The 26,939-nt window shown below is 73.6% G+C and carries 23 protein-coding genes and 1 pseudogene; 14 read left to right on the plus strand and 10 right to left on the minus strand.

The annotated features are described in order from the left end of the window. Positions 1 to 9 precede the first annotated feature (9 nt). On the minus strand, positions 10 to 1,269 hold the full coding sequence (locus IAG44_RS34940) for a cytochrome P450 (RefSeq protein ID WP_187751069.1): 1,260 nt from the start codon (positions 1,267 to 1,269) through the stop codon (positions 10 to 12). Positions 1,270 to 1,329: 60 nt separating this feature from the next. Further along, entirely contained in the window at positions 1,330 to 2,175 is an 846-nt protein-coding gene (locus tag IAG44_RS34945) for an N-formylglutamate amidohydrolase (protein WP_425508486.1), read from the minus strand. A gap of 37 nt (positions 2,176 to 2,212) precedes the next feature. Between IAG44_RS34945 and IAG44_RS34950 the strand changes: the two genes are divergently transcribed. Beyond that, positions 2,213 to 2,554: a DUF5713 family protein gene (locus IAG44_RS34950; protein WP_187751071.1), complete on the plus strand. Its 342-nt coding sequence runs from the start codon at positions 2,213 to 2,215 to the stop codon at positions 2,552 to 2,554. Between the two features lie 182 nt (positions 2,555 to 2,736). Here IAG44_RS34950 and IAG44_RS34955 read toward each other — a convergent pair whose 3' ends face one another. From IAG44_RS34955 to IAG44_RS34965, 3 genes are all read right to left on the minus strand, one after another. Beyond that, on the minus strand, positions 2,737 to 4,953 hold the full coding sequence (locus IAG44_RS34955) for an NADP-dependent isocitrate dehydrogenase (protein WP_187751072.1): 2,217 nt from the start codon (positions 4,951 to 4,953) through the stop codon (positions 2,737 to 2,739). A gap of 37 nt (positions 4,954 to 4,990) precedes the next feature. Beyond that, a complete protein-coding gene (locus IAG44_RS34960) occupies positions 4,991 to 6,091 on the minus strand; it encodes a mechanosensitive ion channel family protein (RefSeq protein WP_425508487.1) in 1,101 nt (366 codons plus the stop codon). 220 nt (positions 6,092 to 6,311) lie between these two features. Next, positions 6,312 to 7,265: a lysylphosphatidylglycerol synthase transmembrane domain-containing protein gene (locus IAG44_RS34965; protein ID WP_187751073.1), complete on the minus strand. Its 954-nt coding sequence runs from the start codon at positions 7,263 to 7,265 to the stop codon at positions 6,312 to 6,314. Between the two features lie 123 nt (positions 7,266 to 7,388). Between IAG44_RS34965 and IAG44_RS34970 the strand changes: the two genes are divergently transcribed. Next, positions 7,389 to 9,299: an ABC transporter ATP-binding protein gene (locus IAG44_RS34970; protein WP_187752979.1), complete on the plus strand. Its 1,911-nt coding sequence runs from the start codon at positions 7,389 to 7,391 to the stop codon at positions 9,297 to 9,299. 24 nt (positions 9,300 to 9,323) lie between these two features. Here the strand turns inward: IAG44_RS34970 and IAG44_RS44370 are convergent, their stop codons facing one another. Both IAG44_RS44370 and IAG44_RS44845 read right to left on the minus strand, forming a co-directional pair. After that, on the minus strand, positions 9,324 to 10,127 hold the full coding sequence (locus IAG44_RS44370) for an aminotransferase class V-fold PLP-dependent enzyme (protein ID WP_187751074.1): 804 nt from the start codon (positions 10,125 to 10,127) through the stop codon (positions 9,324 to 9,326). Positions 10,128 to 10,203: 76 nt separating this feature from the next. After that, positions 10,204 to 11,016, minus strand: a pseudogene (locus IAG44_RS44845) (aminotransferase class V-fold PLP-dependent enzyme); the annotation flags it as partial. Between IAG44_RS44845 and IAG44_RS34985 the strand changes: the two are divergent. Together IAG44_RS34985 and IAG44_RS34990 are read left to right on the plus strand one after the other, a co-directional pair. Next, positions 11,015 to 11,854, plus strand: a complete 840-nt coding sequence (locus tag IAG44_RS34985) for an acyl-ACP desaturase (protein ID WP_187751075.1) — start codon at positions 11,015 to 11,017, stop codon at positions 11,852 to 11,854. The pseudogene IAG44_RS44845 and the gene IAG44_RS34985 sit on opposite strands and share 2 nt — an antisense overlap. Then, positions 11,851 to 12,333 (plus strand): GNAT family N-acetyltransferase, encoded by a 483-nt coding sequence (locus IAG44_RS34990; RefSeq protein WP_187751076.1) that lies wholly within the window; start codon positions 11,851 to 11,853, stop codon positions 12,331 to 12,333. Before IAG44_RS34985 ends, IAG44_RS34990 begins: the two co-directional genes overlap by 4 nt. A 48-nt stretch (positions 12,334 to 12,381) precedes the next feature. Here IAG44_RS34990 and IAG44_RS34995 read toward each other — a convergent pair whose 3' ends face one another. Continuing rightward, positions 12,382 to 13,017, minus strand: a complete 636-nt coding sequence (locus tag IAG44_RS34995; protein WP_187751077.1) for a ScbR family autoregulator-binding transcription factor — start codon at positions 13,015 to 13,017, stop codon at positions 12,382 to 12,384. 106 nt (positions 13,018 to 13,123) lie between these two features. On the opposite strand from IAG44_RS34995, the gene IAG44_RS35000 reads away from it, so the two are divergent. The 5 genes from IAG44_RS35000 to IAG44_RS35020 all read left to right on the plus strand — a co-directional run bounded on the left by IAG44_RS35000 (position 13,124) and on the right by IAG44_RS35020 (position 18,095). Continuing rightward, positions 13,124 to 14,083 (plus strand): ScbA/BarX family gamma-butyrolactone biosynthesis protein, encoded by a 960-nt coding sequence (locus tag IAG44_RS35000; RefSeq protein WP_187751078.1) that lies wholly within the window; start codon positions 13,124 to 13,126, stop codon positions 14,081 to 14,083. Positions 14,084 to 14,151: 68 nt separating this feature from the next. After that, positions 14,152 to 14,499, plus strand: a complete 348-nt coding sequence (locus IAG44_RS35005) for a GNAT family N-acetyltransferase (RefSeq protein WP_187751079.1) — start codon at positions 14,152 to 14,154, stop codon at positions 14,497 to 14,499. A gap of 10 nt (positions 14,500 to 14,509) precedes the next feature. Then, positions 14,510 to 15,163, plus strand: coding sequence for an aspartate/glutamate racemase family protein (locus tag IAG44_RS35010; RefSeq protein ID WP_187751080.1), 654 nt, complete (start codon positions 14,510 to 14,512; stop codon positions 15,161 to 15,163). 124 nt (positions 15,164 to 15,287) lie between these two features. Then, entirely contained in the window at positions 15,288 to 16,739 is a 1,452-nt protein-coding gene (locus tag IAG44_RS35015) for an FAD-binding protein (protein WP_187751081.1), read from the plus strand. A 126-nt stretch (positions 16,740 to 16,865) separates the two neighbouring features. Next, the gene (locus IAG44_RS35020) at positions 16,866 to 18,095 is read left to right on the plus strand and encodes a transglycosylase family protein (RefSeq protein ID WP_187751082.1); all 1,230 of its coding nucleotides are present in this window, start codon (positions 16,866 to 16,868) and stop codon (positions 18,093 to 18,095) included. Here IAG44_RS35020 and IAG44_RS35025 read toward each other — a convergent pair. Continuing rightward, positions 18,085 to 19,287, minus strand: coding sequence for a DMT family transporter (locus IAG44_RS35025; protein ID WP_187751083.1), 1,203 nt, complete (start codon positions 19,285 to 19,287; stop codon positions 18,085 to 18,087). The two genes, IAG44_RS35020 and IAG44_RS35025, sit on opposite strands and share 11 nt — an antisense overlap. Positions 19,288 to 19,515: 228 nt before the next feature. Between IAG44_RS35025 and IAG44_RS35030 the strand changes: the two genes are divergently transcribed. The 5 genes from IAG44_RS35030 (at position 19,516) to IAG44_RS35055 (ending at position 26,136) form a co-directional block, all read left to right on the plus strand. Further along, a complete protein-coding gene (locus IAG44_RS35030; protein ID WP_246562271.1) occupies positions 19,516 to 20,283 on the plus strand; it encodes a (2Fe-2S)-binding protein in 768 nt (255 codons plus the stop codon). Positions 20,284 to 20,297: 14 nt separating this feature from the next. Then, on the plus strand, positions 20,298 to 21,449 hold the full coding sequence (gene glgA, locus IAG44_RS35035; protein ID WP_187751085.1) for a glycogen synthase: 1,152 nt from the start codon (positions 20,298 to 20,300) through the stop codon (positions 21,447 to 21,449). 52 nt (positions 21,450 to 21,501) lie between these two features. After that, the gene (glgC, locus tag IAG44_RS35040) at positions 21,502 to 22,722 is read left to right on the plus strand and encodes a glucose-1-phosphate adenylyltransferase (protein WP_187751086.1); all 1,221 of its coding nucleotides are present in this window, start codon (positions 21,502 to 21,504) and stop codon (positions 22,720 to 22,722) included. Positions 22,723 to 22,932: 210 nt separating this feature from the next. Beyond that, positions 22,933 to 24,594: a wax ester/triacylglycerol synthase domain-containing protein gene (locus tag IAG44_RS43860; RefSeq protein WP_425508541.1), complete on the plus strand. Its 1,662-nt coding sequence runs from the start codon at positions 22,933 to 22,935 to the stop codon at positions 24,592 to 24,594. 63 nt (positions 24,595 to 24,657) lie between these two features. Beyond that, a complete protein-coding gene (locus tag IAG44_RS35055; RefSeq protein ID WP_187751087.1) occupies positions 24,658 to 26,136 on the plus strand; it encodes an SDR family NAD(P)-dependent oxidoreductase in 1,479 nt (492 codons plus the stop codon). Here the strand turns inward: IAG44_RS35055 and IAG44_RS35060 are convergent. Then, the gene (locus IAG44_RS35060; RefSeq protein WP_187751088.1) at positions 26,115 to 26,873 is read right to left on the minus strand and encodes an SDR family oxidoreductase; all 759 of its coding nucleotides are present in this window, start codon (positions 26,871 to 26,873) and stop codon (positions 26,115 to 26,117) included. The two genes, IAG44_RS35055 and IAG44_RS35060, sit on opposite strands and share 22 nt — an antisense overlap. Positions 26,874 to 26,939 lie beyond the last annotated feature (66 nt).

Raw genomic sequence — 26,939 nt, forward strand, 5'->3', positions numbered from 1 at the left:
ACCCGCGTCTCACCAGGTGACCGGCAAGGTGCGTGGCCCCCGGATCATGGTCTTCTTCCGCCACTCGACCTGGTCCGCCGGGACCGCGAGGCGCAGCCCCGGCAGCCGTCCGGCCAGCGTCTCCAGCAGCAGGTCGAGCTGGAGGCGGGCCAGGACGGCGCCGGTGCAGTAGTGGGGGCCGTTGCCGAACGCGAGGTGCGGGTTCGGGTCCCGGCCGACGTCGACGACGTCCGGAGCGGGGAAGACGTCCGGGTCGCGGTTGGCGGCCAGGTACGACACGTACACCGGCTCGCCCGCGCGGATCACCCGCCCGGCCAGCTCGACGTCCTCCAGGGTGATCCGGGCCAGGCCGACGCTGCTGCGGTGCGGGATGTAGCGCAGCAGCTCGTCGATCAGCACCCCGCGCGTGTCCGGCCGTTCACGCGTCCGCACCAGCAGCTCCGGGCGGGTCAGCAGCAGGAACAGCATCTGTCCGGCGTTGTGGGTGACCGCCTCCCCGCCGATCTGCAACGGCCCCGCGAGCCCGATCGCCTCGTCCTCACGCACGTCCCCCCGCGCGACGGCCGCACCGAGCAGCGCGTACACGTCCTCACCGGAGCCGCCGGAGCCGCCGGAGCCGCCGGAGCCGCCGGAGCCGCCGGAATCGTCGGCCCGCGCGCGGATCGTCGCCGCGATCCACCCGTACAGGCCCTCCTTGGCCCGCTCCGAGCCCGCCGCGCCGCCCGACGTCGAGATGATCTCGCGCGTCCACGCGTGCACCCGCGGACGGTCCGCTTCCGGCACGCCCATCACCTCGCTGACCACCGCCAGCGGGAACGGCTCCAGCACGCGCGCGACGAGATCGGCGGGCGGCCCCTCCGCGACGACCGCGTCGACCAGACCGTCCAGGATCGCCCGCGCCACCGGGCGCAGTCGCTTCATGGCGCCCACCGTGAACGCGCCCGCGACCGCCTTGCGCAGCCGGTTGTGGTCGGGCTGGTCCGCGAACGCCAGCGAACCCGGGCGGGGCTTGAAATGCGGGGCCATACGCGTGACTTGACGGCTCGTCACCTCGGCGCGGCTGAACCGGGGGTCGTTCGTCACGGCCCGGACGTCGTCGTACCGCGTCGCCAGCCACGCCCAGCCCTCGCCGAACGGCAGCCGGATCCGGGTCAGCGGGCCCTCGCGCATCAGCTCCGCGAGGACCGGGTCGAAGGCGGTGCCCTCCAGGTCGGGGGTCGGCCAGTCCCGCACGGCGGGCAGGGGCGGCGCGGTGATCTCCTCGGTCATGCGTCCACCCTCGCCGGGCGCGGGCGGCGTGTCGCGCGGGAGTGCTCCTAACAGGGCGGGTCAGGGCCGCGGGCCCGAGACGGCGTCCACGAGGGCCGCCAGCGCCCGCGCGACACGGCCCAGCCCCGGGCCCGCCGGGCCACCGGGCTCGGTCATGTAGACGTCCCGGCGGACCTCGATCATCAGCGCGGTCACGCGCGCGTCCGACCCGTAGAACTCCAGGGGGACGTACGTACCGCTGAAGGGGCTGTCCAGCCCCACCTCGAACCCCGCGAACGCCGTCTCGGCCGCGTCCAGGAGCGCCGGGGGCGTGTGGAACGGGTCGGTGCCCAGGCACACGGCCGGGCGCGCGCCGTCGCCGTGCAGCTCGTACGGCAGGGGCGTGCTGGGGTACGAGTGGACGTCGATCACGACAGCCCGGCCCGCGCGCTCGACGCGCTCCCGCACGGCCTCGGTCATCGCGCGCGCGTACGGACGGAAGTACCGCTCCACGAGCGGCCCCGGATCGACGGCGTCGTCCCGCAGCACCTCCCGGTGCGTCGTGCGCGTGTAGACGGCCCCCATCCCCACCGCCCGCATCTCCTCCCGCTCGTCCAGGAACCGCTCCGGGTCCACCACCAGCCGCGACAGCAGGTTGACGAACCGCCACGGCCGCACCCGGCTCCCGCCGGCCGCGTCCCGGGCGATCTCCGCCGTCCACGCGTCCACGATGTGGTCCGACTCCCGCTCCAGCTCCGCGTCCCCCAGCACGATCCCCGTCCGCACCTGTGCCGGGATCTCCCGCGCCGAGTGCGGCACGTGCAGGATCACCGGCGAGTCCTTTGCACCGGGGAGGCACACGAAGGACGGCGGTACGGCGCTGGTCAAGGCTGCTCCCGGGGCGTTGTCAGTGGCGTGGTGCACCATCGGATCACGGTGTCACATCGACTGCGGGGGAGGGGCCATGGGCCTGACGAACGAACAGACGGCGGAGCGGGAGTTCCTGGCGACGCTCTACGAGGACGACTACTTCCCCGACCACGTGCTGGACAAGGGGCGCGCGATCCTCGTCCGCCTCTGCGCACGCATCGAGACCGAACAGCCCGCCGACCTGAGCGCGCTCTACGCCCTCACCCACGCCGCGACCGAGGAGTTCAACGCCCTCGAAGCGGAGTTCGACGCCGCCGGCAGCGAGATCGAGACCGTGGCCCGCGAGGAGATCGGCGGCGAGTTCTGGTTCGTCGCCCACGCGTACGGCTTCCCGACCGCCGACGTCGAGGAACTGATCGCACCCCGGGAGTGGTGATGCGCGCTGTCCTTGTCGCCGACGGCCTGCGCGGCGAGCACGGGTCCCCAGAGAGCGTCCGCCCGTGCAGGAGCGGTCGTCCGGTGTCGCGCAAGGGCCCGCCCCGGCCGGGAAGGATCCGGCCGGGGCGGGCCCCGGGGCACTCGCGTCGGCTCGCAGCGGGAGCCTCAGCGCGGTGTGTGCTACAGCGCGGCGAGCGCCGTGTTCCAGGTGGCGGACGGGCGCATGATGGCCGCGGCCTTCGCCGGGTCGGGCTGGTAGTAGCCGCCGATGTCGGCCGCGGAGCCCTGGACGGCGTTCAGCTCGTCGACGATCTTCTGCTCGTTCGCCGCAAGGGTCTCGGCGAGCGGGGCGAACGCCTTCGCGAGGTCCGCGTCGTCGGTCTGCGCGGCCAGCTCCTGCGCCCAGTACAGGGAGAGGAAGAAGTGGCTGCCGCGGTTGTCGATGCCGCCGACGCGACGGGTCGGGGACTTGTCCTCGTTGAGGAAGGTCGCCGTGGCGCGGTCGAGGGTGTCGGCGAGGACCTTGGCCTTGGGGTTGTTCGTGGCCTCGGCGTACTGCTCCAGGGACGGCACCAGCGCGAAGAACTCACCGAGGGAGTCCCAGCGCAGGTAGTTCTCCTTGACGAGCTGCTGGACGTGCTTCGGCGCGGAGCCGCCGGCGCCCGTCTCGAAGAGCCCGCCGCCCGCCATCAGCGGGACGACCGACAGCATCTTGGCGCTGGTGCCCAGCTCCAGGATCGGGAAGAGGTCAGTCAGGTAGTCGCGCAGCACGTTGCCGGTGACGGAGATGGTGTTCTCGCCCCGGCGGATGCGCTCGATGGAGAACTTGGTCGCCTCGACCGGGGACAGGATCTTGATGTCCAGGCCCTCGGTGTCGTGCTCCGGCAGGTACGCCTTGACCTTCTCGATGATCACGGCATCGTGGCCGCGCTCGGCGTCCAGCCAGAACACGGCCGGGTCACCGGTGGCACGCGCACGCGTGACAGCCAGCTTGACCCAGTCACGGATCGGCGCGTCCTTGGTCTGGCAGGCGCGGAAGATGTCGCCCTCGGCGACCTCCTGCTCCAGGACGACGTTCCCGGCCTGGTCGACGAGGCGGACCGTGCCGGCGGCCTTGATCTCGAACGTCTTGTCGTGGGAGCCGTACTCCTCGGCCTTCTGCGCCATGAGGCCGACGTTCGGGACGGAACCCATGGTCGACGGGTCGTAGGCGCCGTGCGCGCGGCAGTCGTCGATGACGGCCTGGTAGACGCCCGCGTAGGAGGAGTCCGGCAGGACGGCGATGGTGTCGGCCTCCTGGCCGTCCGGGCCCCACATGTGGCCGGAGGTGCGGATCATGGCCGGCATCGAGGCGTCGACGATGACGTCGGACGGCACGTGCAGGTTGGTGATGCCCTTGTCGGAGTCGACCATCGCGAGCGCCGGGCCCTCGGCCAGCTCCGCGTCGAAGGACGCCTTGATCTCGGCGCCGTTCTCGAGCGCGTCGAGGCCCTTGAGGATGCCGCCCAGACCGTCGTTCGGGGTCAGGCCGGCGGCGGCCAGCGCCTCGCCGTACGCGGCGAACGTCTTCGGGAAGAACGCGCGGACCACGTGGCCGAAGATGATCGGGTCGGAGACCTTCATCATCGTCGCCTTGAGGTGCACGGAGAACAGCACGCCCTCGGCCTTGGCACGGGCGATCTGCGCGGTCAGGAACTCGCGCAGCGCGGCGACGTGCAGCACGGACGCGTCGACGACCTCGCCCGCGAGGACGGGGACGGACTCGCGCAGGACGGTCGTCGAACCGTCGGCGGCGGCCAGCTCGATCTTCAGCGAGCCGGCCTCGGAGATCACGGCGGACTTCTCGGTGGACCGGAAGTCGTTCTCGCCCATGGTCGCCACGTTCGTCTTGGACTCGGGGGTCCAGGCGCCCATGCGGTGCGGGTGGGTCTTGGCGTAGTTCTTGACCGAGGCGGGAGCGCGGCGGTCGGAGTTGCCCTCGCGCAGGACCGGGTTCACGGCGGAGCCCTTGACCTTGTCGTAGCGGGCCTGGATGTCCCGCTCCTCGTCGGTCTTCGGGTCGTCCGGGTAGTCCGGCAGCGCGTAGCCCTGGCCCTGCAGCTCGGCGATCGCGGCCTTCAGCTGCGGGATGGACGCCGAGATGTTCGGCAGCTTGATGATGTTCGCGGCCGGCGTCTTGGCCAGCTCGCCCAGCTCGGCGAGGGCGTCCGGGATGCGCTGGTCCTCGGACAGGTACTCCGGGAACACCGCGATGATGCGCCCGGCCAGCGAGATGTCCCGGGTCTCCACGGAGACGCCCGCCTGGCCGGCGTACGCCTCGACCACCGGCAGGAACGAATACGTCGCCAGGGCCGGGGCCTCGTCAGTGTGGGTGTAGATGATGGTCGAGTCAGTCACCGGGTGCTCCGCTCCACGTCTGCAACATTGCTCGACATCAAGATATCTCGTGATCGGACCGGCCTCGACAGGGGTCCGTACGGTCCCGCTGCTGCGGTATCACCAGCGACCCCGGCTGCAACGACACGTTCCGCGCCGGCGCCGGGATCCGGATCCCCTCCGCCCGGTACCGCTTGTGCAGCCGCTTGATGAACTCGTGCTTGATCCGGTACTGGTCGCTGAACTCGCCGACGCCGAGGATGACGGTGAACCCGATGCGGTTGTCGCCGAAGGTGTGGAAGCGGACGGCGGGCTCGTGGTCCGGTATCGCGCCGGTGATCTCCGTCATGACCTCCGCGATGACGTCCATGGTGACCTTCTCGACCTGGTCGAGGTCGCTGTCGTAGGCCACCCCGACCTGCACGAGGATCGTCAGCTGCTGTTCGGGCCGCATGAAGTTGGTCATGTTGGCCTTGGCGAGCTGCCCGTTGGGGATGACGATGAGGTTGTTGGACAGGGCGCGCACGGTCGTCTGACGCCAGTTGATGTCCTCGACGTACCCCTCCTCGCCGCTGCTCAGCTTGATGTAGTCACCGGGCTGGACGGTCTTGGAGGCGAGGATGTGGATGCCGGCGAAGAGGTTCGCGAGGGTGTCCTGGAGCGCCAGCGCGACGGCGAGACCACCGACGCCGAGGGCGGTCAGCATCGGCGCGATGGAGATGCCCAGCGACTGGAGCATCACGAGGAACCCGATCGCGAGGATCAGCACCCGCGTGATGTTCACGAAGATCGTCGCGGACCCGGCGACCCCCGGCCGGGACTGTGTGACCGTCTGCATGAGCCCCGCGACGACCCGCGCCACCGACACGGTCACCACGAAGATCAGCACGACGGTGAACGCCTGGTTCGCGGTCCGGTGCCACACCTTCGCCAGCGGCAGCACGGCCGCCGCCGACGCGACACCCCCGGCGACCGCCGCCCACGGCAGCACGCCCCGCAGCGCGGCGACCATCACGTCGTCCCCGCCCCACCTCGTCCGCTTCGCGTGCTTCGCCAGCCACAGCAGCAGCGACCGGGACACGAACGCCACCAGCAGCCCGGACGCCACCGCGATCCCGGCCACCACCGCGTCGTGCACGGTGAGTTCACGCGTCAGCATCCCTCACCTCCCGCCAACTCGCCCATAAGAGGCCGGATGTGAAATGTCGTCACCTGGTCACCTGCTCGATTCCGGGATGTGCTGACGCGCCCTCGACCGGAGCGCGACCATCCATCCTGCCGCATCCGGGAAGGACCTTTCGCAAGCCCTTTCGACGCGTCAGGATCCGCGCCCCGAGCGGGAGAAGAGCGCTGCCGACCCCAGAGGGAACGGGCGCGCCTCATATCACCTTGAACCGCACCAACGCCCCCAACGCCACCGCCCCCGGCACCAACGGCACCCACACCGTGATCACCCGGTACGTCAGCACCACAGCCGTCGTCAGCGCCAGCGGCCCGCCCGCCGCCACCAGCGCGATCACCAGCGCCGCCTCCACCGACCCGATCCCGCCCGGCGTCGGCACGAGCGCCACCGCGACGGTCGCCGCGAGATAGGCGAGCGCCATGTGCAGGGCCGGCACCGGCAGCTCCAACGCCCGCCCCACGGCGACGAGTCCGGCCGCCTGGAGCGCCGGGAACGCCAGGGAGCCGCCCCACAGTGCCAGCACCCGCCCGGGACACGTGTGCACGGACCGCGCCTCGGTGAGGGCGGCGCGCAGGAACGTCACGACGGGCGCGCGCAGCCGCCGTACGAGGCACAGGAGGCCCGCGACGACGGCCGCGCCCCCGGCGACGGCCGCGAGAAGCGGACCGGCGTCCGTGCCGGGCAGCAGCGCGCCCAGCCGCAGCGCGTCGGGGAAGGCGCACAGCAGCGCGGCCAGCAGGCCGACCCGGGCGACGCTCTCCGCGAGGAGGTACAGCGCGAGGGCCGCCGAGGACCGCGCGAGCGGCACCCCGCACACGGTCATGAACCGCAGGTTGACCGCGCCGGCGCCGAGCCCGGTCGGCAGCAGGTGGTTGGCGGCGCCGGCCGCGAACTGGGTGGCCAGCAGCCGCAGCCGGGGCAGCGGCTGCGACACCGCGCCCTGCCGGGTGACGGCGGCGGCGACCCAGGTCAGACAGGTCGCCCCGGCGGCGGCCAGCAGCCAGGGCCACTCGGCGTCGTGGAGGTGCCCGAAACCCTCGGCGAGGACGTCACGGTGGCGGACCGCGACGACGGCGACGAGGGCGACGGGCACGAGGCAGAGCAGTTGGCGCACGGGGACGCGCCGGGGAGCGATGAGGGGGACGGTCACGTCGTCAGAGGTTCTCCACGCCCGCACAACGCGGGGTTGCGGGCGCGCGGACGCCGTATGACGAACTCCCGTCACGCCCTTGACCTCAAGATTGGTCGAGGTCCTACGGTCGTCCCCATGAGCATGGAGACCACCGCGTGGGCGCAGTTGCAGAGCGCCATGAGCGCCAGGACCGGACACGGCAGACCCTTCGACCGCGAGACCCTGCGCCGCATCGGCGCGTTCGCCCGACCGCACCGCAGGAGGATCGCGCTGTTCGTCGCGCTCGGGATGGTGACCGCGCTGCTCGCGGTCGCCTCGCCCGTGCTCGCCGGACACGTCGTCGACACGATCGTGTCGCGCGGCGAGCCCTCCGTCGTCGTCCGCCTCGCCCTGCTCATCGCGGGCATCGCGATCCTGGAGGCCGGGCTCGGGGTGCTGGGGCGGCGGCTGTCGGCGACGCTGGGGGAGGGGCTGATCCTGGATCTGCGGACGGCCGTCTTCGACCACGTGCAGCGCATGCCGGTCGCGTTCTTCACGCGCACGCGCACGGGCGCGCTGGTATCCCGGCTGAACAACGACGTGATCGGCGCGCAGCGCGCGTTCAGCAACACCCTCTCCGGCGTCGTCAGCAACCTCGTCACCCTGGTCCTCACGCTCGCCGTCATGCTGACCCTGTCCTGGCAGGTCACGCTCCTCGCGCTGGCCCTGCTGCCGGTGTTCGTGATCCCGGCGCGGCGCATGGGCGCGCGGATGGCGGGCATGCAGCGCGAGGCCGCGACCCTCAACGCGGCGATGGGCACCCGCATGACCGAGCGGTTCTCCGCGCCCGGCGCCACCCTCGTCAAGCTCTTCGGCCGCCCCGAGGAGGAGTCCGCCCAGTTCGCCGAACGCGCGGCCCGCGTTCGGGACATCGGGGTGCGGACGGCGACCGCGCAGTCCGTCTTCATCACCGCCCTGACCCTGGTCTCGGCCCTCGCGCTGGCGCTGGTGTACGGGCTCGGCGGGCGGCTCGCGCTCGGCGGCACCCTGGAGCCCGGCGCCGTCGTCTCCCTCGCGCTGCTCCTGACCCGGCTGTACGCGCCGCTCACCTCGCTCGCGGGCGCGCGCGTGGAGGTGATGAGCGCGCTGGTGAGCTTCGAGCGCGTCTTCGAGATCCTGGACCTGAAGCCGCTGATCGAGCAGAAGCCGGACGCCGTCGACCTGCCGGCAGGACCGCTCTCCGTGGAGTTCGACGACGTCCGCTTCGGCTACCCCGCCGCCGACCGCGTCTCCCTCGCCTCCCTGGAGGAGGTCGCCGCCCTCGACACACGCGGCGGCGTCGAGGTCCTGCACGGCCTGACGTTCCGCGCGGAACCCGGCCGGACCGTCGCCCTCGTCGGTTCCTCCGGCGCCGGCAAGTCGACCGTCGCGCAGCTCCTGCCCCGCCTGTACGACGTCGACTCCGGCGCGGTGCGGATCGGTGGCGTGGACGTCCGTGACGTGAGCGCGCGCTCGCTCAGGGAGACCGTCGGCATGGTCACGCAGGACGGACACCTCTTCCACGACACCGTCCGCGCCAACCTCCTGCTCGCCGCCCCGCTCGCGACCGACGCCGAGCTGTGGGACGCGCTGCGCCGGGCCCGCCTTGAGGCGCTGGTCCACGACCTGCCCGACGGCCTCGACACCGTCGTCGGGGAACGCGGTTACCGGCTCTCCGGCGGGGAACGCCAGCGGCTCACCATCGCCCGCCTCCTGCTGGCCCGCCAGCGCGTCGTCATCCTCGACGAGGCGACGGCCCACCTGGACAACACGTCCGAGGCGGCCGTCCAGGAGGCGCTGACCGAGGCGCTGGCCGACCGCACCGCGCTGGTCATCGCGCACCGCCTCTCGACGGTCCGCGCGGCCGACCTGATCCTCGTCCTCGAAGCCGGCCGGATCGTCGAACAGGGCACGCACGAAGGGCTGCTGGCGGCCGAGGGACGGTACGCGCAGCTGTACCGGACGCAGTTCGAGGGACAGCAGGAGGATGAGGCGGAAGCGGACTGCTTCGCCTGCGAGGAGGCCGCGGTGTAGGGGGGGCAGGGGGGCGCGGGGCCCTCAGCACCCCACCCGGGCCCCGAACTCCCCTTCCTCCCAAGCCCCCTTGGCCACCACCTCCGCGCACACCTCCACCAGCCGGTCCACGTCCCGCGTGTTCGTCCCCACCCCCATCGACGCCCGCACCGCCCCCTGAGCCCGGACCGCGAGTTGGGCGAGGTACGCGTCGACGTCCGCCGGCGCACCCCGCAGCAGCGCCGCCCGCACCACCTCCGGGGTCATCCCGTTGGCCTCCTCGGCGACCCCGGGGTTGCAGAAGCAGCCGGTGCGCAGGCTGACGCGGGCGCCGGCGGCGGCCCGCTGGAGGAGCCGTTCGTCGAGCGGAGTGCCGTCCGGCCGCAGGAGGTTGAAGGCGACGGTGGGCCCCCGGCCGTCGGTGGTGAGGGGCCCGAGGACGCGGACGGCCGGGGCGCCGTCGGGGTGGCGCAGCGTGGTGAGGCCGGCCAGGAGGCGGGCGGTGAGCGCCGCGACGTGGCGGCGGACGGCGCCGGCGCCCAGCGCGCGGTGCCAGGCGGCGGCGGCCGTCACGTCGGGCAGGGCGAGGAAGGGCAGGGTGCCGTCCTCGAACCCCTCCGGCGGCGGGGCGGGCAGATGCCAGTCGGTGTGGGCGGACGACGCCCGCACGGTCCCGCCCGCGAACCAGGGCCGGCGCAGGGCGGCGAGGGCGTCGCGGCGGGCCACCAGGCAGCCCACGCCCGACGGGAACCCGGTGATCTTGTACCAGGACAGCGCGACGAAGTCCGCCGGGACCTCCGTCAGGTCGAGCGGCCCGGTCGGCAGGTACGCGGCGGCGTCGAGCAGCACCCGCCACCCCCCGGCGCCGCGCCTCGCCGGCCCACTCCAGCGGATGCCGCACGCCGGTCGCGTTGGACTGCGCCGGGAACGCGAACAGCCCCCGCCCGCCCGCGTCCAGACACGCCGTCACCGCCGCCGGATCCGTGCGGAAGTCGGGGCCCGGCGGCACGACCCGCACCGGCGCCCCCGCGCGCGCCGCGTAACGGCGCATCCCCAGTACCGAGTTGTGGTCGTCCCCGAGGAACGCGAGCGGCGCGCGCGGGCCGAACGGGAACGCCTCCGCGACCAGCCGCAGGGCCCCGGTCGCGTTGGCCGTGAAGACGACCGTGTACGCCTCGCGCGGGGCCCGGCAGAACGCCAGGACCGCCTCGCGGGCCTCCTCCACGAGCCGGGTCGAGGCGAGGGAGGCGGGGCTCGCGGTGTGCGGGTTGCCGTACACGCCCGCGGTGAGGCGGGCGGCGCTCGCGCGGACCAGGGAGAGCGGGGCCGGCGCCGCGCCGGTCCAGTCCAGATAGGCGTGGTCCTCGGCGTCCAGGTACGGGAATTCCGACTCCCGCAGGAAGCCGAGAGCATCTGTTCGGTCGGGTGCGGATGTGGCCGGCATCTCGGAACCTCTCTTCACGTCGCCGCGAAAACACGCGCGGAACGGCCCGATAAAACCCACGGAAAACAATCCAACGTGACACAGGAAAACATGGTGCGTATATCGCCCCTTCCGAGTGAAACATTCGCCGGGGACCACTCCGTCCAGCGGTAACTGCCCGTATTCGGGCCGGTGCTCGTGGCAACCTACGGTGCGTGAACGATAGGGACCATTATCGGTCCGCGTTCGCCTCGGTACCGAGAAAAACCACGGTCCGCCCCGCCCCTGCCGAAATTCGAACCGGGACATCGCCATGCCGATCGATCTGCGCGCGGAACTCGAACCCAGTGTCACCCGCCGTCTCGACCACCACCTGACGGCCGCCCGGGAGTGGATGCCCCACGACCCCGTCCCCTGGTCCCTCAGCTGGGACTTCGACAGCTCCCCCTGGCACCCCGGGCAGTCCCGCCTCACCGGGCCCGCCCGCACGGTCCTCACGCTCCTGCTCGCCGCCGAGGAGGACCTGCCCCGCCGCCACGCGGCCCTCGCCGCCGTCTGCGGCGACCGGGGCGCCTGGGCGCGCTGGCTGCACCGCTGGACCGCCGAGCGGCAGCGCCACGGACTCGCCCTGCGCGACTACCTCCTCACCACCCGCGCCGCCGACCCCGTGGAACTGGAGCGGGCCCGGCTGGCGGCGCTCGGCGCGGTCCGCGAGGAACCCGTGCGCGACCTCGCCCGCACCCTCGCGCACCTCACCGTCCAGGAGACGTCCGCGGCCGTCCTCTACCGGTCCGTCCCCGGCGTCCCCGACTGCGGGGCGCGGCTGCTGGACCTCGTCGCCGGCGACAAGGAACTCCACGCCGCCTTCCACCGTTCACTCCTCGACGACGCCCTCCTGATCGACCCCTCCCGCACCGTCGCCGCGATCTGCGCGGAACTCCTCACCTTCGGCCCGCCCGCCTCCGGCGTCCACGACCTGCGCCGCCACCTCGACCTCGTCCTCCACCCCCTCCTCGCCCACTGGCGCCTGACCGAGCTGACCGGCCTCGACGCCGACGCCGTACGCGGTCTCGACGCGCTCGGCGCCCTGCTCGACGGCGTCCGCCTCCCCGCGCCCGCCGCGCCGCCCCTCACCGTCGGCGGCCTGCTGTGACCGTCACCGTCCGCACCGGGTACACCGCCGACTACGACGCCGTGCGCGCCCTGCACGTGCGCTGCTCGGCCGCCACCCGGGCGCGGCGCTACCACACGGGGACGCCGCAGCTGAGCCGTGAGGCGTGGGAGCGGATGAGCGGGCCCCGCGCCGGCTGCACGCTCCTCGCGACGCCGTTCGGGCTGCCCCAGCGGGTCGTCGCCGTCGGCCACCTGCTCTACGAACGCCATCCGGACGTCGCCGAGCTGGCCGTCCTCGTCGAGGACGCCTGGCAGTCCCACGGGCTGGGCGGCATCCTCTCCCGGCGGCTGTACGGCCTCGCCCACTTCATGCGCGTGCGCACGATCGTCGCCTACGTCGCCGCCGACAACATCCGCGCCCGCCGCATGGTCCAGGCCCTCGGCCGGCACAGCGGCGGGGGCGGGCCCGACGTGCGCCTGGTCTCCGACTCGGACGTCCTGGAGGCGGTCCTCACCTGAGAGCCCGAGGCCCCTGTCCCGAGGCTCCCGCTTTGAGGCCCGGCCGTCTCACCCCACCAGCGCCGCCAGCTCCCGCCCCCGTGCCAGACACCCCTCCGTGTCCCCGTCCACCCGCATCGCGGGCAGCAGCAGGCGCCACATGTCGGCCACCGCGTCCTCGACGTCCGCGCGGCGGCACAGGGCGTCCGAGACGGTGTGGGTGCCGAAGAACGCGGCGATGACGGTCCGGGCGGTGCGCGGGACGTCGAGGGCCGGGTTCAGCTCGCCGGCGTCGCGGGCCTCGGTGAGGACGTCGCCGACGGTCGCGATCCAGCCGACGAACGGCAGCGGCAGCTCCGTCGAGATCGCCTGCCGCTCGTTCCAGAGCCGGTTGCCGGCCCGGACCAGGAGGTTGTCGCGGAACTCGCGGGCCACCTCGAAGCTGAGGAGCACCAGCCGCTCCAGGGCGGTGCCCTTCCGGCGCAGGCACCCGGCGATCACCGGCGGCCAGTGCGCGAAGTGCGCCTCGACGACACTGCGCGCCAGGTCCTCCTTGCTGCCGAAGTGGAAATACAGCGCCCCGCTGGTGTACCCGCTGGAGCGGGCCACGTCGGAAATGCTCGTGCCCGCGTACCCGTACTCCTCGAAGAGCCGGGCGGCCGCCACGAGAACGGCCTTTCTGGTCGTCTCCGCGCGCTCCTGCATCCTGCGTCCTCCGGTCCTGGATGTCTCGATCGGCCTTTCAGGTGATCTATAGGCGGCGGAGGGAAAAGTCAGCACTGACACGGCCGGACGTTGTTCTCATGATTTTATGTCCAATGCTCTCGCCGCCCTTTCCTCCGCCCCCGCCATCGCCCCCGCCATCGCCACCGCCGAGCCGAGGACGGCGGCCCCGACCTGGGACCGCACGGTCCCCCGCCACCTGGTGCACCGCCGCTCGGTGACGGAGGTCCTGCTCACGGACGCGCTCAGGGTCTCGGACAGCCGCTTCCTGGTCGCCGCCCAGTGGCCGCTGCGGCACTCCACGTTCCCCCACGACCCCGAGGGCCGCCACGACCCGGTGTTCGCCGTCGAGACGATCCGTCAGATCGGCCTGCTGATCCCCCGCGTGTTCCTCGGCACCCCGCCCGAGACCCGCCTGCTCATCAGGACCGTCGGCTTCGCCCTGGACCCCGCCGCCGAGCCCCGTACGGCGTTCGGCGCGAGCGACATCCTGTGCGAGGCGCACCTGTCGGACGTCCGCGAGGTCCCGGCGCGCCCGGGGCCGCTGTCCCTGTCGCTGCGCGTCGTCTTCTCCTGCGCCGGCGTCCCCTTCGGGCGCGCGCACGGACGGCTGCGCACCCTCACCCCGCGCCAGTACGACGCCCTGCGCACCGGCCGCGACCGGCAGCCGCCCCGCCCGCCCGCAGGGGAGCGGCCCGCGCCCGCCGAGGCGGGGGTGACCGGCGAGGGCGGGGTGATGGTCGCCCGCGATGCGGCCGGCGCCGTCCGCATCGCCCCCGCCGACCTCGGCCACCCCCTCTACTTCGACCACCCCAGCGACCACGTCCCCGGCATGGTCCTCCTGGAGTCCGCCCGGCAGGCCGCGTGCCTCGCGCGCGGGCGCGCGGGACGGCTCATCGCCGCGGACCTCACGGCGACCGGGTTCACCGAGTGGACGCCGGCGGCGCGGGTCGACTGCGCGGCCGGGGACGAGGGCTGGGGCTTCGAGGTCGTCCAGGAGGGCACGGCGACGGCGTCGGGGACGCTGAGGTTCGAAGGGGAGCGGTGACGGGCCCGCCCGGTGTGATCATCGTCCACTACGCTCGGCCCCGTACTTCTCACCCCGGGAGCGTGCCCATGAGTGACATCCACATCCGCGACGACCGCGAGGCGGGCCGCCTGGAGGCGCTGGACGCCGGCGGTGAACTCGTCGGCCACATCGCCTACTTCACCCTGGACGCCCCCGAGGCCGCCCTCGTCCCGGTCCACACGATCGTCGAACCGGCCCACGAGGGCCAGGGCATCGCGGGCTCCCTGGCGCGCGAGCTGTACGCCGTCGCCGCGCGCGAGGGCAAGCAGGTCGCCCCGCTCTGCCCGTACGTCGTCTCCTGGGCCGCCCGCCACCCGGACGAGGCCCCGCCCGCGAGCCCGGAGCTCCTGGGGGCGGCGAAACTCTGGCTGAAGGAGCACCCCGAGGCGCGCTAGCCTCCCCGGCATGCGTCTCGCCCTCCTGCACACCTCGCCGGTCCACATCCCCGTCTTCGACGCCCTGCGTGACGAGCACCACCCGGACCTGACCCTGCGTCACCACGTGGACGAGTCGCTGCTCGCGCGCGCCCGCGTGGAGGGGCCCGAGGCGGTCGCGCCGGCGGTGCGGGAGGCGCTGGAGCGGACGGTGGGGGAGGGGGTGGACGCGGTGCTGTGCACGTGTTCGTCGATCGGCGGGGTCGCGGAGGAGCGGGGCGCGGACCTCGCCGTCCCGGTCGTGCGGGTGGACCGGCCGATGGCCGCCGCGGCGGTCGCCGCCGGGGCGCGGGTCGTCGTCCTCGCGGCGGTCGCCAGCACCCTCGGGCCGACCGCCGACCTGGTCCGCGAAGAGGCGGGCGGGCGCGCGGTGAGCGTGCGGACGGTGCTGGTCGAGGGCGCGTGGGAGCTGTTCGAGGCCGGGGACGCCGGGGCGTACGCGCGTGCCGTCGCGGACGCGGTGGACGCGGTGGCGGACGCCGACGCGATCGTGCTGGCGCAGGCGTCCATGGCACCGGCTCAGGAACTCGCCCGGACGGCGGTCCCGGTGTTCTCCAGCCCGCGTCCCGGACTCGACGCCGCCGCTCGGTGCGTGCGGGACGCGCGCGATGTCCGGAGCAGGTGAGGCCAAGTGTGCTTGAAACCACAAGTACCAGACGCTCAAGATCGACTTAGCATGGCACCCTGATCCATCCGACGACCTTCCGGGCCGCCCCAGGAGGGCCGGAGGGGCGAACGAGGCGAGGCACATGACCCCCACACCCTCCCGTCGCACCGTGCTCCAGGGCCTGGCCGCAGGCTCCGCCGTGGTCGCCTTCGACCCCGTCGCCCGCAGCTGGGCGGCGACCGCGGACCCCGGCCTCCCGCAGGTCCCCCCGCTGGACGGCACCCTGCGCACCGACGCGGCCTCCCTCGCGGCGGCGGCCGAGGACTACGGCCACATCGTCCACCGCACCCCGGCCGCCGTCCTCAGCCCCGGCTCGGTCGACGACGTCGTCAAGATGATCCGCTTCTGCAACGCCCACGGCATCAAGGTCGCCCCGCGCGGCCAGGGCCACGGCACCTACGGCCAGGCCCAGGCGGCGGGCGGCGTGATCATCGAGACGGGCCCGCTGAACCGGATCGGGACGCCGGAGCACGGCACGGTGACGGTCGGCGCGGGCGCGCTGTGGATCGACGTCCTGCGCGCCACCCTCCAGCACGGCCTCACCCCGCCCGTGTTCACCGACTACATCGAACTCTCCGTCGGCGGCACCCTCTCGGTCGGCGGCATCGGCGGCCAGACCCACCGGCACGGCGCCCAGGTCGACAACGTCCTCGCCCTCGACGTCGTCACCGGCGCCGGCGAACTGGTGCGCTGCTCACCCGCGCGCCACGCCGACCTGTTCCACGCCGTCCTCGCGGGCCTCGGCCAGTGCGCCGTCATCGTCTCCGCGACGATCCGCCTGGTCCCGGCGCCCACCGCGCCGACGGTCCGCCACTACCTCCTGCCCTACACCGACCTCGCCGCCTTCCTCGCCGACCAGCGGACCCTCACGCGCGAGCGCCGCTTCGACTACGTCGAGGGCCAGGTCACCGCCGACAAGAACGGCGCCTTCACCGCGTACGTCCTGGAAGCGGTCGCCTACGACGCGGATGTCCCGGAGGAGACGCTGCTGGCGGGGCTCGGGTACGACCCGGCGGGCGTCCAGCGCACGACGCCGACCTACTTCGACTTCGTCAACCGGGTCGGACCGGTCGCCGAGGAGCTGAAGAAGTCCGGGGTCTGGGCGTACGCGCACCCCTGGCTGAACCTGCTGATCCCCGGCGAGCGGACCGCCGAGGTGGCCGGGGAGATCCTGGCCGGGGTCACCGCCGCCGACGTCGGCGCCGGGCTGATCCTCCTCTACCCGCTGGAGCGCGCCCGCCTGCACGCCCCGCTGCTGCCCATGCCGGACGACCCGGTTCCGTACCTGTTCGCGATCCTCGCGGCGACCCCGTCCACCGACACGGCCACCGTCGACCGCCTCCTCGCCGCGAACCGGGCGGCGTACGAGAGGACCGCGGCGGCCGGCGGCACGCAGTATCCGGTCGGCTCCATCCCGTTTCGGCCTGCGGACTGGCAGGAGCACTTCGGGGCGGCCTGGCCGCAGCTCGTGGCCGCGAAACACACCTACGACCCCCGCGGGGTCCTGGTGCCGGGGCAGGGCATCTTCGGCTGAAACACGGTGACATGAGGGGAACCGTTCGGGGTAGGACAGCGGCTGATTCGCGGTCTTGTCCTGGCCGGTTCCCGCCCCATACGTTTTCCCCTCCTGACGCCTGTCCGCCTGTCCAGGGGGGATCACATGGCCGTACGCGGCCGGCACCGCCGGTACCAGCCGAACCGGATCAACCGCGCCTCGCTCACCGTCACTGCGGGCGGCGCGGGCATGGCGCTCCCGCTCATCGCCGCGAGCCCGGCGAGCGGCGCCGACGTCCACACGTGGAACAAGGTCGCGGCCTGCGAGTCCACGAACAACTGGCACATCAACACCGGGAACGGCTACTACGGCGGGCTCCAGTTCAGCCAGTCCACCTGGGAGGCGTACGGCGGTCTGTCGTACGCGGGGCGCGCGGATCTGGCCACCAAGGACCAGCAGATCGCGGTGGCCGAGAAGGTCCTCGACGGACAGGGGCCGCGCGCCTGGCCCGTCTGCTCGGTCCGCGCCGGGCTCACCCGGGGCGGGGACGCGCCGGACATCGAGCCGGTGAGCCGGCACAGCACGGTCAAGAAGGCCAAGCAGGCGCCGGACGTCCGCGCGCAGGCCACCCCGCAGTCCCGCGCCGGGCGCACCGAGATGTACACGGTCGTGCGCGGCGACACCCTCTCCGGCATAGCCGACGAGCGTGACGTGCGCGGCGGCTGGCGGGGCCTGTACGCCGCGAACCGCACGACGATCGGCGCCGACCCGGACCTGATCATGCCGGGGCAGCGGCTGAGCCTGGACGGCAAGGCGGCGGCGAAGAACCCGGCCAAGAACCCGGCCAAGGCCACGCCCAAGGCGAAGACCAAGCCGGCCGCCAAGCCCAAGGCCGTGTCCAAGCCCGCCGCCAAGCCCAAGCCCGCCGCCAAGCCCAAGCCGGCGGCCAAGTCCAAGCCGGCCGCCAAGCCGAGAGCCGACGAGGGGCACGCCACCCGTGTCGCCCCCGTGAACGCCGGGACCGGCACCCGCTACCGCGCCACCGGCTCCTCCTGGTCGAAGGGCTACCACACGGGCGTCGACTTCCCCGTCCCCACCGGGACCACCGTGAAGGCGGTCGGCGCGGGCGAGGTCGTCACCGCCGGCTGGGGCGGCTCCTTCGGCTACCAGGTCGTCATCCGGCACACGGACGGCCGCTACACCCAGTACGCCCACCTGTCGGCGATCTCCGTACGGGACGGGCAGTCGGTCGGTGCGGGCCAGCGCATCGGCCGGTCCGGGTCCACGGGCAACAGCACGGGCCCGCATCTGCACTTCGAGGTGCGGACGGGGCCCGGTTTCGGATCCGACGTCGACCCGCTCGCCTACCTGCGGGCCGGCGGCGTCAGGATCTGACCTTGGCGCGGTGCCGGTCGCCGGTCCGCGCCGCCACGGAGAGCCCGTCGAGGACGAACCGGTAGGTGCCGTCCGGGAGTTCGGCGGGACGCTGCTGGGGCAGCTCCTCAAGGGCGGGTACGGGGGGTACGGCGGGCACGGCGGGTAGCGCGGGCACGGCGGGCGCGGGCTCCGGGACAGGGTCCGGGGCGGGCTCGGCGGACGCCTGCGCGGCCGGCTGTCCGGGATGCTTCGCGAGCGGTCGGCCGCCGGTGGCCGGGTCCGTGACGGCGGATCCGGCGCCGGCCCCGGGCTCCGGCGCCGTGTCCTGGCGGCCCTCCCCGGCGTGCGGGGCTTCCGGCCGGTCCGTGTGCTCGCGGGCCAGCCGCTCCGTCGTCAGCAGGATCAGCCCGCCGGCCGCGACGACGCCGCAGCCGAGGGCGAGCGCGGTGCCGGTGGTGCCGTAGCGGAAGGTCTCGCCGAACATCGTGATCCCGACGGCCGCCGCGACCACCGGGTTGACGACGGTCAGCGTGGACAGCGGGGCCGCGAGCCCGGCGCCCCGGTAGGACGCCTGCGACAGCAGCATGCCCGCCGTCGCGAGGACCCCGATCAGGGCCAGGGTGGGCAGGTCACCGGCGGAGACGCCGCCCGCCCAGTCCACGGCGACCGTCTTCGTGAACACCGACGACATGCCGAACGCGATCCCGGACGCGGTCGCCAGCAGCATCGCGCGCACCGCCGGGTGCCGGTGCACCGCGCGGGCGGCGACCATCAGCGCGGCCACCGCGCCGGCCGTCGCCGTCGCGACCGCGATCCGCTGCGGCGTCGTCAGGGACTGCGAGTCGGAGGCGCCGACCAGCGCCAGCAGGCCCGCCAGGCCGATCGTCGCCATCAGGGCGCCCCGCCAGGCCGTCGCCCCCGCGCGGCGCTTCACGAGCAGGGCCGCAAGCGGCAGCGCGAACACGATCGTCAGCGCGCCCAGCGGCTGCACCAGGCTCAGCGGGCCGTACGCGAGCGCCACCACGTGGAGCACCCCGCCCAGGCCGTTCAGCGCGACCGCGCCCCACCACGCCGGGCGGCGCAGGGGCGCGTACTGCCCGCCGGAGGTGCCCGGGGAGGAGAGCGCCACCTGCTCCTGCACGATCGCCCCCGCGGCGTACGCCACGGCGGAGACCAGCGACAGGACCACGGACAACGCGAGGGCGCTCATCGGCTGCTCCTCTGCGTGAGGCGGGGGCTCGGGGCCCGGCGAGGCGAACGGTCGGCTCTCATGACAACAACGATGCCCCGTCGATCTGTTCCTGTCGTCGTACCTGAGCACTCATTGCGGCCTACTACCTACGGAGTACGAAAGGCCCCGAGTCCGCCTCAAGGGTGGTGGTGCGCCGCTCCCGGACGTACCCCCGGGATCCGACCGTTCTTGGTACTACTGCCTCTCGTGGACCTCGACCCCGCTCTCGCCGCCCTCCGCCCGCTCGGCGGCTTCTTCGTCCTGCGCACCCTCCTACCCCCGGCCGGAGACCCGGCGACCGCCCCGCCGGGCCCGCTGCCGACGCTCGCGGACGCGTACGAAGGCCGGTCGTCGGATGTTTACGGAGATCCGCTGATTTTCCGTGTCCGCTCGGTCGCGGCCGGTGTCGGCGCCCCCGAGGAGCGGGTCGCCGCCTCCCTCGCCCACCAGTCCCTGGCCTCCCGCCTCTGGTCGGCGGCCCTGGGCTGCGCGGCCCTCTACGGCCGCCTCCCCGACCTCGACCCCGCCCTCCTGCGCTGGCGCCCCGACGCCTCCGCGCCGGACGACCTGTGGCTCACCGAGGTCCGCCCGGCCCCCGCCCGTGACCTCGCGGCGGCCGTCCTCGACGCCCACCTCGAACCCCTCGCCGCAGCCCTGCGCACCCGCCACGGCGTCGCCCCCGGCCTCCTGCGCGGCAACGCCGGATCCGCCCTCGCCGGCAGCGCGCGCCAGCTCACCCTCTGGGCGCGGCAGTCCGGCCGCTCCGACGTCGCCGCCACCACCCGCGCCCTGACCTCCGAGCTCTTCGCCCACCCCCTGCTCGCCGGCACCGGCACCTTCACGAACGGCCGTTTCCGGCGCCGCAGTTGCTGCCTGTACTACCGGGTGCCCGGCGGTGGCCTGTGCGGCGACTGCTGTCTCGACGCCCTTCCCCGCGCGCCCCGTCTGGGTGACCATGAGGGAACCGGTCGCTGAGAGAGGGGCTTCGGTTGCGAGTGGGGCTGCTGACGCGGGAGTACCCGCCGGATGTCTACGGGGGCGCCGGTGTCCATGTCGAGTTCCTGGCACGGGAGTTGAGACCGCTCGTCGACCTCGACGTGCACTGCTGGGGCGAGGGCCGCGCCGACGGCGTGCTGCGCCACCGCTCCTGGTCCGCGCTGGACGGCGCGAACGACGCGCTGCGCACGTTCTCCGTCGACCTCGCCATGGCCGCCGCCCTCGAAGGGCGCGACCTCGTCCACTCCCACACCTGGTACGCGAACCTCGCGGGCCACTTCGCGAAACTCCTGCACGGCGTGCCGCACGTGATGACCGCGCACTCCCTGGAACCCCTGCGCCCCTGGAAGGCCGAGCAACTGGGCGGCGGCTACGCCCTGTCGAGCTGGGCCGAGCGCACCGCGATCGAGTCCGCCGACGCGGTCGTCGCCGTCTCCGGGGCGATGCGCGAGGACATCCTCGCCTGCTACCCGGCGCTCGACCCCGCGCGCGTGCGCGTCGTCCACAACGGCATCGACACCGGCCTGTACCGCCCCGACCACGGCACCGAGGCCCTGCTGCGCGCGGGCCTTGACCCCGACCGGCCCTACGTGCTGTTCGTCGGCCGCATCACCCGCCAGAAGGGCGTGCCCCACCTCCTGCGCGCCGTCCGGGACGTCGACCCGCGCGCCCAGGTCGTGCTGTGCGCGGGCGCCCCCGACACCCCCGAGATCGACCGCGAATTCCGGGAGCTGTACGAGGAGTTGAGCGGCGTCCGGGACGGGGTGCACTGGATCCCGAAGATGCTGCCGCGCCCCGAGGTCATCCAACTCCTCACCCACGCCGCCGTGTTCGTGTGCCCCTCGGTCTACGAGCCGCTGGGCATCGTCAACCTGGAGGCGATGGCGTGCGGGACGCCGGTCGTCGCCTCGCGCGTGGGCGGGATCCCCGAGGTCGTCGACGACGGCGTCACGGGCCTGCTGGTCGACGTGGACGGGGAGTTCGAGGCCGGGCTCGCCCGCGCGATCGACTCCGTGCTCGCCGATCCGGCCGCCGCGCGGCGGATGGGGGAGGCCGGACGGGCCCGCGCGGTGGGGGAGTTCGGGTGGGACGCGGTGGCCCGGCGCACTGTCGCGCTCTACGCGGAGATCCTTCGACAGGGTTGAGGCGCCTCGCGCGGGGGCAGTGAAGGGGCACCCACAGGTGAGGGGAGCGGCTATGCGTCGTGGCGGACCTTCGGTGCTCGGGATCGTGCTGGCTGGCGGTGAGGGCAAGAGGCTGATGCCCCTGACCACGGACCGGGCGAAACCCGCGGTGACCTTCGGCGGGACCTACCGGCTGGTGGACTTCGTCCTGTCGAACCTCGTCAACGCCGACATCCTGCGCATCTGCGTGCTGACGCAGTACAAGTCGCACTCGCTGGACCGGCACATCACCACCACCTGGCGGATGTCGAGCCTGCTCGGCAACTACGTCACCCCGGTCCCCGCGCAGCAGCGGCTCGGGCCCCGCTGGTACCTGGGCAGCGCGGACGCCCTGCTCCAGTCGCTGAACCTCGTGCACGACGAACGGCCCGAGTATGTCGCGGTGTTCGGTGCGGACCACGTCTACCGGATGGACCCCCGGCAGATGCTCGCGCAGCACATGGAGAGCGGCGCGGGCGTCACCGTCGCCGGGATCCGCGTCCCGCGCGCGGAGTCCTCGTCGTTCGGGGTGATCACGCCGGGCAGCGACGGGCAGGTCGTCGAGCGGTTCCTGGAGAAGCCGGCCGACCCGCCCGGCCTCGCGGACGACCCCGACAGCGTGTTCGCCTCCATGGGCAACTACCTGTTCACCACCAAGACCCTCATCGAGGCGCTGCAGCGCGACGCCGAGGACGAGTCCTCCGTCCACGACATGGGCGGCTCGATCCTGCCGCAGCTCACCGCGCGCGGGGAGGCGTACCTGTACGACTTCAGCCAGAACCACGTGCCCGGCGAGACCAGCCGGGACCGGGGGTACTGGCGGGACGTCGGGACGCTGGACGCGTACTACGACGCGCACATGGACCTCATCGCCGAGCGGCCCGCGTTCAACCTCTTCAACCGCAGCTGGCCGATCTACACGCACTCCGGCCAGCTCTCGCCGGCGCGGTTCAACGCGGGCGGGATGGCCAGCGAGTCGATCATCAGCGCCGGGTGCCTGATACGCGGGCAGGTCACGCGGTCCGTGCTGTCGCCGGGCGTCGTGGTCGATCCCGGGGCGGTCGTGCAGGGGGCGGTGCTGCACGACAACGTGCGCATCGGGCGGGGCGCGGTGGTGCGGGGCGCGGTGCTCGACAAGAACACGGAGGTCCCGCCGGGGGCGACGATCGGGGTGAACCCGGAGCGGGACGGGGAGCTGTACACGGTGTCGAAGAACGGGGTGATCGCGCTGGGGAAGGGGCAGATCGTGAGCTGAGGGGTGGGCGGGACGGGGGCGCGGGGCGGGGCCGGAGCGGTGACTTAATCCGTTGTTAACTGAGCGTAGCTTGATCGTACTTGACCGTAATCGCTCGAACGGGTTTGACTGCTGCTCCACCCGTCGCCGACGCGAGGCAAGCCTGTGACCGCCGACCTGCTCGCCCCCCTCGACCTGGCGTTCTGGAACCTGGAGTCCGCCGCACACCCGATGCACCTCGGCGCCCTCGGCGTCTTCACCGCGCACTCACCCACCGCGGGCGCCCACGCCGCCGACCTCCTCGCCGCCCGCGCGCCCGGCGTCCCCGGACTGCGCATGCGCATCCGCGACACCTGGCACCCCCTCTCCTTCGGCGCCGCCGTCCGCGAACCCGCTCCCGGCTTCGACCCCCTCCACCACGTCCTCCTCCACGCCCCCACCCCCGACTTCCAGACGGAGGCGGGCCACCTCATGCAACGCCCCCTCGACCGGACGCGTCCCCCTTGGGAGGCCCACGTCCTGCCGGGTGAGGACGGGGTGACGTTCGCCGTCCTGTTCAAGTTCCACCACGCCCTCGCGGACGGGCTGCGCGCCCTGACACTCGCGGCGGCGCTACTGGACCCGATGGAGGGACCACCACCCCGCAGCCGGCCCGCGCACGCGGAGACACCGACGGGGGTACGGCGCCTGGCGGGAGTGGCGCGAGCGGCCCTGCCGGGACGCGGCGCGCTGAAGAGCGCGACGGGACTCCTGACGTCGGCGCACGCCGCGCTGCCCGGCCCGGTGCGCGGGGCGCTCAGCCGTACGGCGAGCCTGCCCGCGCTCTCGGCGGGCGTGGTGCGCGACGCACTGAGCGGTACGGCGGAGCCGCCCACCTCGGCGACCGACGCCGCCTCGGGACCGGCCCGGCAAGGCGCCGCACCGCTGTCCAGCGCCCTGTCCGGCGCCCTGTCCGGCGCGGCCCGGCACACCGCCGCCCCCTCCCTCGCCGCCCTCTCGGCCACCGCCCGCCGAGCCGCCCCCCTCCTCGACGCCGCCGCCGAGCCCGTCGCCGACGTCCTCGCCGGTGCCGTCGCGTTTCCCGGCCGGCTCCAGGACGCGGTGTCCGGCGCCGGGCGTGCCCTCGACATCGGCGTCTCCGTCGCCGTGTCCGGTCTCGCCGTCCGCTCCACCCCGGCCCTCGGCTCCGAGCCCACCGGTACGCGCCGTACCGCCGGGGTCGTCATCGACGTCGATGACGTGCACCGGGTGCGCAAGGCCGTCGGGGGGACCGTCAACGACGTGCTGATCGGGGTGGTCGCCGGGGCGCTGCGGCGGTGGCTCGACGGGCGCGGGGAGCGGACCGACGTCACCCCGCGCGCGCTCGTCCCGGTGTCCCAGCGCCGTCCCCGTACCGCTCATCCGCAGGGGAACCGGCTCTCGGGGTACCTCGTGCGGCTGCCCGTGGACCAGGCGGATCCGCTCGCGCGGCTGGCCGCCGTGCGCGGGGCGATGGACCGCAACAAGGACGCCGGTCCCCGCCGGGGCGCGGGAGCCGTCGCGCTGCTCGCCGACCACGTGCCCGCGCTCGGGCACCGGCTCGCGGGGCCGGTCGCCGGGCACGCCGCGCGGCTGTGGTTCGACGTCCTCGTGACCAGCGTGCCGCTGCCCGGCGTGGGGCTGAGGCTCGGCGGGCATCCCGTCGTCGAGGTGTATCCGTACGCGCCCCTCGCGCGCGGGCAGGCGCTCGCCGTCGCCCTGTCGAGCTACCGCGGGCGCGTGCACGTCGGCCTCGTCGCGGACGGCGCCGCCGTGCCCGACCTCGACCGGCTCGCGGACGCCGTGCGCGCCGAGGTGGAGACGCTGGTCACGGCGACCGCGACGGGTTTGGAGGAGAGCCGGGGCGCTCCGTAGAATCACCCGTTCGAAAGCGGGCGCGACCGGCGCGCCGCACGGCGAGTCGAGGAACACAGCGCGATGACGGTGACAGAGGACGGCGAGGTCGCGTACGGCCCCGGGATCGACCCCGAGCGGCTGGCCGTCTGCCTCAGCGTGCTGGACGAGCTGGACAAGCTCGAAGTGGACCACCCCGACGCGATCGCCGTGCGCCGCGCCACCGCCGGCATCTACCGCACGGTCAAGCAGCGCCGCCGCCAGGAGCGCCGCGCCGCGAAGACCGCCCACGACAAGGCCGTCACCGAGGCCACCGCGACCGGCTCCGCGCAGCGCATCGACGACGAGACGGAGGGCCTGCTGCCGTCCTCGGTCACCGAGGCGGGCCGCATCGCCGGCGTCCTGCAGCGCCCGCGCTCCTGCTACACCTGCAAGGCCCGCTACGTCGAGGTCGACTACTTCTACCACCAGCTCTGTCCGGACTGCGCGGCCGTCAACCGCGCCAAGCGCGACGTCCGCGCCGACCTCACCGGCAAGCGCGCCCTGCTGACCGGCGGCCGTGCCAAGATCGGCATGTACATCGCGCTGCGCCTGCTGCGCGACGGCGCGCACACCACGATCACCACCCGCTTCCCCAAGGACGCCATCCGCCGCTTCACGGCGATGGACGACTCCGCCGACTGGATCCACCGCCTCGAAGTCGTCGGCATCGACCTGCGCGACCCCGCCCAGGCCGTCGCCCTCGCCGAACAGACGGCCGCGGCGGGCCCGCTCGACATCCTGATCAACAACGCCACCCAGACGGTCCGCCGGCTGCCCTCCGCGTACGCGGCCCTCGTCGACGGCGAGTCCGCGCCGCTGCCCGCCGGGGAACTCCCCGCGCACCACGTCATCGGCGCGTTCGGCTCCGGCGCGGTCGACGGCCTGGCCGCGCTGCCGCTGGGCACCTCCGGCATCGAGGCCCAGAAGGTCGCCGACCTCGCCCTCGTCGCCGGGAACGCCAGCGTCGCCCGCCACCTCGACGGCACCGCCATCGACGCGGGCGGCCTCGTCCCGGACGTCGTCGACACCAACACCTGGGTCCAGTCCATCGAGCAGATCTCGCCCGTCGAACTGCTGGAGACCCAACTCTGCAACTACACGGCCCCGTTCATCCTCATCAGCGCCCTGCGCGCGAGCATGGCCGAGGCCGCCCGCAAGGCGCCCAGCAAGCGCGCGTACGTCGTCAACGTCTCGGCGATGGAAGGGGTGTTCGGCCGTGGCTACAAGGGCGCGGGCCACCCCAACACCAACGCCGCGAAGGCCGCGATGAACATGGTCACGCGCACCAGCGCGGAGGAGATGTTCCAGACGGACGGCATCCTCATGACGTCCGTCGACACGGGCTGGATCACCGACGAGCGCCCCCACTACGACAAACTCCGCCTCGCCGAGGCCGGGTTCCACGCGCCGCTCGACCTCGTCGACGGTGCCGCCCGCGTGTACGACCCGGTCGTGCGCGGCGAGGCGGGCGAGGATCTGTACGGCGTCTTCCTGAAGGACTACGCGCCCGGCAAGTGGTGAACCCGGGCCCGGCGCACCCGGGTTCCGCCGTCGACCAGCAGATCGGCGCCGGTCACCCAGTCCGCCTCGCCCGACACCAGCCACAGCACCGCCCGCGCGACGTCCTCGGGCTCCCCGAACCGCTCCAGGGGGAGCCCGTCCGGCGTCCGCCCCTCCCACGCGAACCGCGCCATCCCGGTCCGCGTCAGCCCCGGCGACACCGAGTTCACCCGGACGCCAGGACCCAGCTCACCCGCCAACTGCTCGGTGAGCCGCAGCAGCGCCGCCTTGCTGACGCTGTACGCGCCCACCCCGGCGCCCACATGGACGGCGCCCTCGGTGCAGACGTTGACGACCGCGCCGCCGTGCTCGCGCATCCACCCCCGCCACGCGCACTGCGTCAGCCGCAGCGGGGCCCCGACGTTGACGGCGAACGCACGGGCCCACAACGCGGGTTCGGCGTCCATCAGCGGGCCCAGCGGCTGATTGACCGCCGCGTTGTTGACCAGGACGTCCAGGCGCCCGAACTCACGCAGGGCGAGGGCGACGAGAGCCCGGGGGAGCGCCGGGTCCGCGAGGTCACCGGGGAGACCCGCACCGTCCAACTCCCGTGCCACGCGGCGTACTTCGACGGAGTCACGGGCGGTGACGCAGACCCGCGCACCCGCCTCGGTGAGCGCGCGGGCGACGGCGAGACCGATGCCCTTGGTGGCGCCGGTGACGAGGGCCGCCCTGCCGTGCAGTGAGTACGACGTCATCGGCGTACGGTCTCATGACGGGTCGTCAGATGACAGCGCCCGGTGAGAGGGAGTCAAGGTTCCCCA

Origin of the sequence: Streptomyces roseirectus (assembly GCF_014489635.1) — a bacterium.
Lineage (GTDB): Bacteria > Actinomycetota > Actinomycetes > Streptomycetales > Streptomycetaceae > Streptomyces > Streptomyces roseirectus.